This window comes from Pseudomonas sp. P5_A12 (assembly GCF_056400685.1).
The window spans coordinates 17,332-28,878 of the sequence record NZ_JBFUKU010000042.1; the positions used below are offsets into that span (position 1 = coordinate 17,332).

The window sequence follows — 11,547 nt, forward strand, 5'->3', positions numbered from 1 at the left end:
GCTTGCATGCAGCTGCGTTCAAACCGACGAGCCGCGATCCCCCATCCTTTAGGTATCGATGAATCATGCTAACTACCATGAACTCGGCCTCTGCTCGCCTTTCTCCGGCTACTGAGTCTGTGCAGATTGCTGCCAAAGGTCGCGGCTTGCGCAAAATCCTGCACTTTGTCGGGCCCGGATTGATGGTCGCTGTGGGCTATATGGATCCCGGCAACTGGGCGACAGCCATTGAAGCCGGCTCCCGCTTCGGCTACGCGCTTCTATTTGTTGTCGTGATGGCTAGCTTCACCGGAATGGTGATGCAGAATCTCAGCTCGCGTCTGGGTATCGCTACAGGCCGAGACCTGGCGCAGCTGTCGCGCGCGCATTATTCCCCTGCTGTCGCACGAGGTCAGTGGCTACTTGCTGAGCTGTCAATTCTGGCTACTGACTTGGCGGAAGTCTTGGGGGCCGCCCTGGCGTTCCACTTACTGCTGGACGTCTCGATTATGACGGGAGTTGTCTTAACCGCTTTCGACACGCTACTGGTTCTGGCCTTGCAAGGGGTGAATGTACGTCGTCTCGAGGCAATTGTTCTGGGTCTCATTGGCACGATCGGCACCTGTTTCTTCGTGGAGCTTGTATTGGTCAAACCGTATTGGCCAGACGTGGCTGCCGGACTACGCCCGAGCTGGGATGTGCTTAGCCACCAAGAGCCGCTTTATCTGGCGATCGGGATTCTTGGGGCCACGGTGATGCCGCACAACCTTTACTTGCATTCCTCGCTAGTCCAGGCGCGAGTGCAGTCGCCTGAGCCGAAGGCCAAGGCAACCGCGATTCGTTTTGCACGCCTGGACACTCTGGTTTCCTTGACGTTGGCGCTTCTCATCAATGCGGCAATTCTGATCCTGGCAGCGGCTGCGTTCCACCGTTCGGGCCACACCAATGTAGTGGAACTTCAGGACGCCTTCCATTTGCTAGACCCCGTCGTCGGCGGCGTCTTTGCGAGCCTGCTGTTTGGCATAGCACTATTGGCCTCAGGGCAAAGCTCGACGTTCACTGGCACGATTGCAGGACAGGTGGTGCTGGAAGGCTTCCTTCAGCGCTCTATCCCGTGCTGGGCACGTCGCCTGATCACTCGTGGCATGGCATTAATCCCGGCAATGATTGGCGTGTGGTGGCTGGGTGACAGCGCGGTTGGCAAGATGCTGGTGTTGAGCCAAGTAGTGTTGAGTCTGCAGCTACCGTTTGCACTGTGGCCGCTGATCCGCTTCACGAGCAATGCCAGTTTGATGGGTGAATTCGTCAACCGGCCGTGGTTACGCTGGCTGGCGTGGAGTTTGTTCGGCGTGATCTCGTTCGCGAATGTGATGCTACTGGTGATCGCGGTGAGCGATTGAGGCAATCAGCATTACCAAAGGAATCGTAATCGCCATTGCAGGGTGCAAAATCAGTGAACTTTGTATAACCCACGATTGCTATATCGGATTGCGCACTAAAACACTAACAATCAATTAAATATTTGCCAGTTAAAGATCTCCGCGCCAACCGGTATCGTAATGACATCTTATAGCAATGCAGTTGATGAGCTCGGACGGCTTATCGAGTGCTTGCTTTCCAGAAGTTCCAGGCTCGAGTGATGTAGTCATAACTTAATCGATGCAGATGTCAGACCACGTTATGTTTTCTCGCTCCCCAAGTATTGAAGGTTAAAGTTATGATTGACGTCATTCTATGTGCCGGGCGCAGTGCGCTCGAGGTCGCACTCTATACGCTTTTGCCGATAATGGTGCTACTTACCATTATCATGCGTCTCCTCGAGGCTTATGGAGTATTAGACAAGCTTGTACTGTGGCTCACACCTATCGCACGGCCATTCGGCATGCCGGGGTTAGGCGCACTAGCTTTATTGCAAGGTAGCCTAATCAGTTTCATAGCCCCGCTGCCGACGATGAAGGCTATGGAGGCCCGCGGGATTTCTACCCGAGGTCTTGGCGCTACGCTGGCTGGGGTTCTTGCTATTGCACCCGCCAACGCAACCTTCCCCCTTGCTCCATATGGGCTGCACGTAGGGTTCACGCTCCTGGAATCCACCATTGGCGGGCTTACGGCCGCGATGGTGACCTACTGGATTTTTGGCCGACGTCTCTCGGCACTKCGCGAGGAACCAATAGCGGTTGCATCCCGCACCGGCGAGCGGCAACCTCTTTTGATGATCATCAACACTGCTGGTGCCGAGGCAATTCGGTCGATCCTCGGGATTATCCCGATGCTGCTGCTTTCGCTGGTTATCGTCATGGGCCTGCAGGCTGCCGGTGCAATTGGTTGGCTGGTAACAGCGCTGAGTCCGCTGTTAACGGTGATAGGGATCGATCCGGTCTACATACTGCCCACTATCACTAAATTCCTAGCGGGCAACACTGCCTTTGTGGGACTCATCCATGAAACTGCGAAGCAACCAGGTTTTGTTCCAGAGCATTTCTGGAAAGGCGCGGGATTCCTCCTGCATCCGCTAGACCTCACAGGTGTTGCCATCTTGACAGCAGGCGGCCCGCGCATCATGAGCACGATCGCTCCAGCGCTCGCTGGCGCGGTAGTCGGGATCGCCGTTCGCGGGATGATCACAGCGCTTTGCGGTTGATCCATGCGGTGAAGGGGGCGCCAATTCGCAGCGGACTGGCGCCCTCCTGGAGTCAAGCATCACCGCAAGCACAGCGACCTCCATTCAGCGGGATCGAACCACCTCGATGCCCCTGCTCCTTCCTCAGCCGCAACCTCAGACGTACAGCTCACGAATAAACCTTCTGACGCTATCGCTCGCGGCGTCGACGCGCTCCCGTCTAGGTAGAAGTCGGTTTACGCCGTAACGACTGCGGCGGTGCGCAACTGCCCCCCTCATCACTCGATCCTCACGACGACTCGCCGAACCGCGTCGCAGCTTTAACGGCCCCCAAAGTCCGTAGGCCACAGATCGGGATTCGCGTGGCACCAACGTCCAGGACAACCTAAGCTAAGATGTTYTCGCACGTCAGTGCCATCCAGGACATAAGTGCAGCATGAATCTTCAATCGCTTGGCGAAAAATTGCAGCGCTATCGGAGCCAGTTGGAAGCCACGGAAGAAGACGTCGCTGAAGGCACTGCGATCTCCGTGGATCGCCTGAGTGAGATAGAACGGGGCGCGGTTGAGCCGACGGGCGACGAAATTCTCATCCTTGCCGACTTCTATCGATGTGACTTCAAGTTTTTCATTTCCAACGAGCAGGTTGCCCCGTTCGAGCAGACGGAGATCCTATACCGGGCACACGGCAAAGAATTCTCGAAAGAAGACCGGTGGGCCATCCAGGAGTTTTTGTTCCTTTGCGACACGGAGCAGTTCCTAACCCAAGAACTGCACGGTGCGACTCAGGAGTTCTCCTTCTCGCCTATTGGAACCTACTTCAAAGGGCATGCGCAAGATGCGGCCAAGGCGCTTCGTAAAGTGATGGGTCACGGTGAAAAACAGGTGCCTCTGGACGTGTATGCCGAGTTCAGGTCGGTAGGTGTTCACGTGTTCCGACGAAAGCTCTCCAACTCGAATATATCGGGCGTTTTTATCCAACATCCCACCGCTGGAAAATGCATCTTGGTCAACTACACCGAGGACGTGTATCGGCAGCGCTTTAGTGCTGCCCATGAAATGGCTCACGCCATTTTCGACAGTAATGAAGGCGCGAGTGTGAMACTCCAGGGTGACGGCACAGATAGGCGCGAGGTACGCGCAAATCGCTTTGCGTCGTGCTATCTCATGCCTGATGAGGTCATCCGACGGCTGCCAGAGCCTTCTGAGTGGTCGGAAAGTGATACACAGCTATGGGCAAATAAATTCCGAGTGAGCTGTGATGCCTTGGGGATAGCCGTCAGAGAGGCGCGGTTAGTCGATGACGACACGTGTCGGCGGATTCGCCAGTATCGAGTACCGCGAGAGGCAAAAGTCGATCCCGAGCTCCCTGAACGACTCACTCCTGAGCAGCGTGCCAGAAAGGCTAGCCTGCTCACGCGGGGCTTGTCCGATCATTATGTCGGCTTATGCCTGGACGCTTTCAGCCAAGATCTGATTAGCCTGGGTCGGCTCTCGGAAGCTCTGCTTTGTGGTTACGCAGAGCTTGCGGAACTAGCAAAACTTTACGGACGAACCCTTCATGGCTATTGATCCTTCCAGCTTTCACCGCATCAATGTGGCAGACACTTGTTCGGTCTGGAACGTCTTGTCATCCATCCGCCTGTATGCGGCGGCGCGGGAAGCGAATTGCGAGTTCTGCATCACCGCATTTGTCCATTACGAATGCTTGGTTAAACCTCGCACGAACCCCTCCTCAGCTGATCTAGAGCTCAGGGAACGGCTCAAACATGAGCAGCAGCGAGGGAGGTTTCAGTCTCACTCCTGCACTATCAACGACCTTCAGGCAATCGCAGATTTGGAAAACCGAAAGCGCCTTGGCAAGGGAGAGTTGTCATCCATCGCTTTCGCAATGAGCATCAGACAAGCCTTCATTACTGATGATAAGAAAGCGCGCAAGTTGTCCGTAGCTGTAGGCAACACGCTTACCCAGACGACTCCTCATCTGCACTCCTGGCTTATCTTCAAAAACCTGCTGACCGATTCCGACCACAGCACTGTGACCAGCCAACATCAGTCGATGGGCGGCACTTTAGGGCCACATTTCAATACGGCTTACGATCTCGCACTTCAGTACCGGTACAACATGAATCGTGTTGTCACCGCTGCATGCACCACAAGCAGCGCACCGCCGCAGTCGTCTCCCGGCCAGCCAGAAACCCAAAGCAGCCCTGATGCCTGATACATGCCCTAGCCAGTCCCCGCAGCGCGAGGCGCAGGACTGTCTTGAGAGCGCCGGATTGGGCTTACCCCCTAGGTGATCAACTCCTTGTTTTGTGCTTGGCCAAATGCGTCCCCCAGGGTGGCAGCAACGCCAATATCGACCAACGGCAGTGATGTGTTGATGGGTTGAAGGCTGGGGATGTTGTGGAATCCAGAGCCAGAAGGCTCTAGTCGACACGTTGAGCTGCCCCGCTAAATTCCAAGCGGAGACTGCCCTCTACACTTTGCAGATAAACCAGCCATTGGGTACATCCTGGATTCGAACCTGGCCATTGGATAACAACGGCGCAATCAACTGCCTAACCTCCTCCAGGCTTTCGAGGTTGAAAGCGTGCTGGATCTCGATCGGCGAGATGAGTGGGTGCAGATTGATCAGCTCTCTTACGCTTTCAATGGAGGCCAAAGGGCGAGCCTCGACCATTACGTTGTTGGTCAGTTTCTTGATCATTTGGCAAAAGTCTTCGTAGTCCAACACGCCTTTGGCGAGCACACTCCTGCCGTCGTACTCGAAAAGGTAGGCCGGCAAAGACCTCAGGCCCAACGCTTGCCGAAGTTGGAAATCTTCATCCAGTGCAGCCTGCGCGCGACCGTCGTTGTAGCATGTCACGAATGCACGCTCATCGATCATCGTTCGCTTGACCACATCCAAGATCTCGTCAAACTGGGTAGTAGGTCTGCACTCGACAATGGTCGCGTAACGCAGATTGTAGAGAAACTGGTCTGCCCGCCCGCTGTCGACGATCTGTGCAGCCTTATAGGCCAAATTCAAAGGGATTGACGAGGTGTGCTCGGTCGAGAATAGCTGGAGGCTTGTCATCTTGATCGGCATTCCAGAAATGTACTCTTCAGCCTCGTAGATCTTGGCAAGCCTTGCGTTGTACTTCTCAAGCGCAAACGCCTGGCCGCCTTTCAAATCCTCAGCGTCAACAAAGTCATAAACGTTGCGAACAAGGCCCGACATCACGTATTTCAAGTCGATACGGTCACCGAAATGGGTTTCGAGCTTACGAAAAAAAGGCTCGCTCTCATATGAGAGCCCCATCATTGGATCTGTGAAATTGCTGATGGTCAGCTGCTTGGACATGTGCTGTTCTCTATCAATGACTGAATACGCAACCCGCAACACTCCAGCATGAGATGTCTTCGTATTTGATGAAAATCCTGCTCGGGTCGATGTCGAGTGTTTCGTTGAAGAGCTGGGTGATCATTCGGCTAAACTGCTCATACCCCTGCTGAGCAGGATTGGCGAAAACGGCTACGGTGATGTACGCCATCGACTGACTGTTATCTCCACGCAGGTACAGCGAGTAACCAGGCTCAAAACCGAGCATCAAAGACGCTTCGGTTTTGCCTGGAACACATTCGATCGCCTTCCCTAAACCTACTTTGAGACGGAGTTCCTGCTCTGGTGAGATCGGGACGTTAACCTTGGATATGATGAACGGCACGTGCTGGCTCCCTTGCAACTCGATCGTTTTCCCATCCCAAGACGAGCCCAAGGATTGATTCAGCGAGCTCCTGTTCTTTACCTTGGTACGTGTGGCCAGTGCGCTGAATGAAGATCAGCTCGTTATCATTGGCCGACTGCATATGGTCATTGATATTGCGCAGAAATCCCGATGGGTCACCGTACGTGAATCTATCGTAGGTGCCGATGATGAGTGCCCCTGTGTGCCTGATTTTCTCGACTTGCGAGAAGTCCCGATCTGCCTCGACATGGACGTTATCCAGCGTATCGGTATATAGCCACTGGTAAGCGGTGTCGGCGATACAGGGCAGCCACCCCAACAGTGGGAACGGGAGCATCTCCTGGCCTTTGCCCTGCTCTCGAAACTTGAGAACGAGCTGGCGTTGTTCGTCCGTCACGACGCTTGTCAGGTGCTTGATGTTCGCCGGGCTCAGAAATATAAACTTCGAGATCCGGGCATCAAAGTTTCTCGACAAGTAGTAAATCGCCTTATTAACACCCAGTGAATGAGCAGCCAAGATGATTTTTTTGTAGCCAGCCTTGTGAGCGTAGTCAACATAGGCCGCAATATCTTCCTCGGACTTGGTAAAGTCCTCATTGAACGAGCCAATGCTCTCAGCTAGTCCAGTGACGGAATTTACAATTTCATCTTGCCCAAAGGCATCCCTGGTCTGGGCGTAGATGAAGTCAATACCAGAAGCGCTCAAAGTATGACCAATATTGTAATAGAACGGGTTGGAGTGGAAGTTCCCGTGCACACCTGTGATGGCAATTACAACTGTATCCGCTGTAACTGCAGGGAACAGAACGCCTGTCAGCACTGTTCCACTCTGCGTTGCAATGTCTAGTCTCTTCATAAATGAACTCTCTACAAAGCGCATATCGCAGAGCGGAATAGCCTAACTGCGGGTCGCGCTAGATTCTGTTGATGATGCAAAGCCACATCAGAAATGGTTGGTTTTGTAACGGACGCCCTTCTGCTTGGAAGGTGGGAAGAAATCCGTACCCGCGAGCGTGCCTTGTAGCATCGCTGGGGTGTAGCGGTAATCGTCTTTCTTGTCCCAATCGAAGCTGGTTTCGATCTCCGACTCTCGGCCAGTGGTAATCAATTCAATCAAATTCGGGTTGAGCATGATGCTCTTCCCAATTGCGATGAATTCGGCCCATCCTGTCTTGTACGCTGCGAGCATGTCGTCAGCGGTGTACAGATTGCCGGCCCCCATGAAAGGCACTCGCCCGGCAATGTGGTCGTGGACAATTTGCATGCGCGTCAAATGGCTGTCTGCTCCACGCCGGGCCTGCTTGTAGAAGTCCCAGAGCGAGATATGCAGATATTGAATTGGCCGGGTAAGCAACGCGTCTACCAAAGCCAGCGTTTCTTTCATGGTGATACCCTGCTCACCTGGCTCCTCCGGCGAGAAACGGTAGCCAATAATGAAATCTGGGCGATTATGCTTTTTGCGAACTTCGTCAATGGCGTCTACCAAGGCCAGAGGGAAGTTGAAGCGTTTCTCCAGCGTGCCGCCCCAATGGTCGGTTCGTAGATTTGTGGCTGCAGAGACGAACTGCTGAATCAGCCAGCCGTTAGCCCCGTGAATCTCGACGCCGTCAAAGCCTGCACGCATGACCAGTTCGGCAGCATTGGCGAAGCTTGCGACTTGCTCGCGCACTTCTGCGTCGGTGAGGGTACGAAAACGACCACTCGTGTCGCCGGTTGCAGCGACTACGCCTTGGCCACGAGTCATGCGTGGATCGGCACGCAACCCAGAGTGAGCGATCTGCACCACCGCTTTTGCGCCCTGTTCTCTGGCAAGATTCGCGTACTCGATTAACGTTGGCAGATCCGACTCATCGATTGCGTTCGGTGATTCGAACCCAATGGCTGTTGGATGCACGTTGGTGAATGGCATGATGAAAAGACCGAAGCCTTCAAAGCGATCTTGCCAGAAATTACGGCCAGTCTCGGTCATCTCGCCGTTGGGGCCAGAATCGTAGATTGTCAGGGGAGCAACAGTAAGTCGATTTTTAATCTCAACCCCGTTATTAAGTACGTAGGGTTCGAAAAGTGGCTTGTATTGTTCTTTCATCATTACAAAATCCTCTTTCAGCAGAGCGCACCTAGGCAAAAGCACAGGATTGGCACTGAGTGGCTTAGTTAGTGATCTAATTGATCGCTGGATTGAGGAAACTTTATCATGGTGCTTCTGAATGATTGATAGCCGTGCAGGAAACAATCAATTATTGCTTTTGATAACTAATGGTCAGTTATGGGCCGACTACACGCCGGCGTCGTCTGCCGACTTGGCCTAGAGCGCTTTGCTGTACCTTAGCTTGCGTAACATGGGCGAAACGACGAGCAATAAAAAAGCCATTGCCAGGGCGGGATGTGCAACGACGGCAATGGCCAGAGCTATGACGATCGCTCGCTCGGACGTCATGGTTCAAAACTGGTATTTGTCTCAGACAGCGCGGCACAGCATGTGCGGATGCGCTGCTTGCAGACAAAATTCTCTGCAAGAGTGGTACTGCCTTTTTAGGCATAGCGCGCTGTGGTTGGATATGGGCATAGCGGGCTGCTAATCCCAGGAAATGCTTGCCCCCTGGCGATCAGGCTTTTGGGCGATCGCCCCTAAACCATCGTTGCCTCGAGGTGCGATCTTGGCGAATGTGRCCAGACCATGGTGAGACAACATCGACGCGTTACCCAAGTTAAAAGCGGGGTCGCCGGCAACGATTCCATCGAAATCCGAAGGGTATCTTTGAGCTGCGATCAGCGCCTCTCGCCCGCCATTCGAGCACCCCATAAAGTAAGTTTTGTCAGGAGCTTTCGTGTAGAAAGCGGCAATAAGGTGTTTCGATGCGGCTGTGACCTGACCAATCGCGCCATACGCAAAATTCAGTTTGGCCTGCTGATCGGCTGCAAAATCTGCATTGTTGCCTGTGTGTCCACCATCCATGGAAACAACGGCAAAACCGCGCTTAAGGGCAGACTGTGCCTGGGAGCCAAGCACCGCGATAGCGCCTATCGCAGGATTGACGACACCATCAAGTCCCCCGCCTCCTTGGAACAGGAGCCGGTTGTACCAGGCGTGAGGAAGCCTCATCTCAAAACGAGTCGCGTACGGCTTTCCGTCAGCACCGGTATAGGGCTTGATCTCGCCGCGAACCAGACAGTGCGCAGGGAAGACGGCCGCAGCATTCTCCGCTCCGCCGGTCAACGCACTAGTGCCGCCCCCCGCCGTTAAGCGTCCTTGCGCTTGAAGTTTTGAGGCTGTGATTCGAATGCTTGAGTCCGTCGTTTCCTTCAGTGCTGCACACCGCTGAGCGTCAGCATCTTGGGTGCCAGCGTGGGCCGGTAAAGACATGATCGAAGAATAGGTAAATCCAATAAAAAAGGCCCTTAGGGCCTGGCACATCGTCATAAAAAATCCTGGGAAAGCAGGTCAAGTGTCGAGCGTGTAGTCGGACTTGCCGCCCGGGGTCACTTGTACTCGAAGTATTGAGGGAGCTCATCCGCGTGGAGATGAGCCCCTCAGCTCAAGGTATTAGCTGACCTTGATAACGACCTTGCCGAATGGGCCACGAGCCAAGTGCTCATAGGCCTCGCGTGCTTGTTCGAATGGGTACACGTGATCGATCACTGGACGAATGTGATGGGTATTTAGGAACTCATTCATCCGGTCAAACGAAGAGCGTGGAGCAACAGCAATCCCACGGATGGTCGTTTGACGGAAGATCAGTGGCATCAGGTTCAGGCTGGTCGTTTGTCCAGTCAGAAAGCCGATTTGCGCGATGCGGCCACCGACTTTGGTCGCTTGAACGGAATCATTGATGCCGTCGCCGCCGGCAACTTCCAGAAGCAGATCCACACCCTTACCGTCGGTGAGTTTCAATACCTCAGCAGCCCAATCCGGGGTCTTACGGTAGTTAACCCCCGCGATCGCACCCAGCTTGATAACTGCTTCGAGATTCTCGTCGCGGCTGGAGGTGATGATGACTTTAGCACCCAGTGCCATGGCGATTTGAGCCGCGAAAATGGACACACCGCCGGTACCCTGTACTAGTACAGTCTGGCCTGCTTCGATCTGGCCGAAATCTACGAGCGAGTACCAAGCCGTCAGAGCGGCGATTGGCAGGGTCGAAGCTTCCTCGTCGCTCATATCATCGGGAGCACGAACAGCACTGTCCTCATGGATGATCATGAATTCGGCCAAGCCACCTGGCAGTGGCGAGCCGAAGCAATAGTTTGGTTCGTCGTGAGCAGGCATGCCCTCGATCCAGCGCGAGTACAGGTGGGAGTTGACGCGATCGCCTACTGCGAATCGGCTCACACCCTCGCCCACGGCCACTACGGTGCCCGCAGCGTCACTGACTGGGATCAGAGGTTTGGGAACCATGTGGGGCTCGTAGATGCCATCTACGATTGCTTTGTCGCGGAAGTTCAGGGAGACCGCGCCAATTTTGACCAGCAGCTCACCGGCTTTAGGGGTAGGCGTTTCGGTTTCGCCTTGTTTCAGGTTCTCAAGACCAAAATCCTGCAGCAACCAAGCTTTCATATTCCTACTCCAAGCAATATAGGGGCGTGCCGAGTCGTTCGGCCGTGCCCGAGCTGGTACGCATTGTTTCTCGCCCCAAACGATGGATAAAGATCCACTCAAGAACAAGATTGTTATTGAATTAGTTACAATCGAGGGGATTCACAAGGCAGTTGATCCGTATTTCAACTGCCATGYGATCTAGTCAGCGTGGCTCATGCCTGCGGTTAGCGGTCGTGCGGCAGTCCTGGGAATTTCCACACACCTCGATATGGTGCTCGCCACTAGGGCTAGGCGACGAATACCCGGCTGTTGCTAGGCGGTTACGAGCGGGATCTGGAAGATCACCATGTCATCGGTGCCTTGAGGTAACAGAGGGAGCAATTGCTCTGCTACCGCGATGTGACCTGGATGCTCCCAATAGCCATCGCGAGACCCTTGATCTTGGAAATCAATAGTGAACGCATGGGTGAAACCTTGGGCGAGCGACACAGGGGTAATGTCGGTGCCCACGTGGAAATCAAGCATCCCCGGCACTACAGTTGTGAGCGCATCAAGCTGGCTGAAAATCGACTCGACAGCACCTGGCAGAACGCTGCCGGGAACTCGGAGTAGGACGATGTGACGGATCATAAGGCTGACTCTTTAAATAACGGGAAGGGTGAGATGCGGCAGTGCCTCACTC

Annotated in this window: 11 protein-coding genes; 4 read left to right on the forward strand and 7 right to left on the reverse strand. The window is 54.2% G+C overall.

The window, feature by feature from the left end:
- Positions 1 to 65 precede the first annotated feature (65 nt).
- The 4 genes from AC1DSG_RS08875 to AC1DSG_RS08890 all read left to right on the forward strand — a co-directional run bounded on the left by AC1DSG_RS08875 (position 66) and on the right by AC1DSG_RS08890 (position 4,818).
- On the forward strand, positions 66 to 1,379 hold the full coding sequence (locus AC1DSG_RS08875) for an Nramp family divalent metal transporter (RefSeq protein WP_477790545.1): 1,314 nt from the start codon (positions 66 to 68) through the stop codon (positions 1,377 to 1,379).
- A 317-nt stretch (positions 1,380 to 1,696) separates the two neighbouring features.
- Positions 1,697 to 2,620, forward strand: a complete 924-nt coding sequence (locus AC1DSG_RS08880; RefSeq protein WP_477790546.1) for a nucleoside recognition domain-containing protein — start codon at positions 1,697 to 1,699, stop codon at positions 2,618 to 2,620.
- Between the two features lie 415 nt (positions 2,621 to 3,035).
- Positions 3,036 to 4,169: an XRE family transcriptional regulator gene (locus tag AC1DSG_RS08885; protein WP_477790547.1), complete on the forward strand. Its 1,134-nt coding sequence runs from the start codon at positions 3,036 to 3,038 to the stop codon at positions 4,167 to 4,169.
- On the forward strand, positions 4,159 to 4,818 hold the full coding sequence (locus AC1DSG_RS08890) for a PIN domain-containing protein (protein WP_477790548.1): 660 nt from the start codon (positions 4,159 to 4,161) through the stop codon (positions 4,816 to 4,818). The genes AC1DSG_RS08885 and AC1DSG_RS08890 overlap by 11 nt, the downstream gene beginning before the upstream one ends.
- 258 nt (positions 4,819 to 5,076) lie before the next feature.
- Here AC1DSG_RS08890 and AC1DSG_RS08895 read toward each other — a convergent pair whose 3' ends face one another.
- From AC1DSG_RS08895 to AC1DSG_RS08925, 7 genes are all read right to left on the reverse strand, one after another.
- The gene (locus tag AC1DSG_RS08895) at positions 5,077 to 5,943 is read right to left on the reverse strand and encodes a DsbA family protein (RefSeq protein WP_477790549.1); all 867 of its coding nucleotides are present in this window, start codon (positions 5,941 to 5,943) and stop codon (positions 5,077 to 5,079) included.
- 13 nt (positions 5,944 to 5,956) lie between these two features.
- Entirely contained in the window at positions 5,957 to 6,307 is a 351-nt protein-coding gene (locus tag AC1DSG_RS08900; RefSeq protein ID WP_477790550.1) for a phenylpyruvate tautomerase MIF-related protein, read from the reverse strand.
- Positions 6,282 to 7,184, reverse strand: a complete 903-nt coding sequence (locus AC1DSG_RS08905; protein WP_477790551.1) for an alpha/beta hydrolase — start codon at positions 7,182 to 7,184, stop codon at positions 6,282 to 6,284. The genes AC1DSG_RS08900 and AC1DSG_RS08905 overlap by 26 nt, the downstream gene beginning before the upstream one ends.
- An 87-nt stretch (positions 7,185 to 7,271) precedes the next feature.
- Positions 7,272 to 8,417, reverse strand: a complete 1,146-nt coding sequence (locus tag AC1DSG_RS08910) for an NADH-dependent flavin oxidoreductase (RefSeq protein WP_477790552.1) — start codon at positions 8,415 to 8,417, stop codon at positions 7,272 to 7,274.
- Positions 8,418 to 8,903: 486 nt separating this feature from the next.
- Positions 8,904 to 9,749 (reverse strand): tannase/feruloyl esterase family alpha/beta hydrolase, encoded by an 846-nt coding sequence (locus AC1DSG_RS08915; RefSeq protein WP_477790553.1) that lies wholly within the window; start codon positions 9,747 to 9,749, stop codon positions 8,904 to 8,906.
- A 123-nt stretch (positions 9,750 to 9,872) separates the two neighbouring features.
- Complete coding sequence (locus tag AC1DSG_RS08920; protein ID WP_477790554.1) at positions 9,873 to 10,883, reverse strand: zinc-dependent alcohol dehydrogenase family protein; 1,011 nt, start codon at positions 10,881 to 10,883, stop codon at positions 9,873 to 9,875.
- 294 nt (positions 10,884 to 11,177) lie between these two features.
- Positions 11,178 to 11,495: a Dabb family protein gene (locus tag AC1DSG_RS08925; protein ID WP_477790555.1), complete on the reverse strand. Its 318-nt coding sequence runs from the start codon at positions 11,493 to 11,495 to the stop codon at positions 11,178 to 11,180.
- Positions 11,496 to 11,547: the final 52 nt, after the last annotated feature.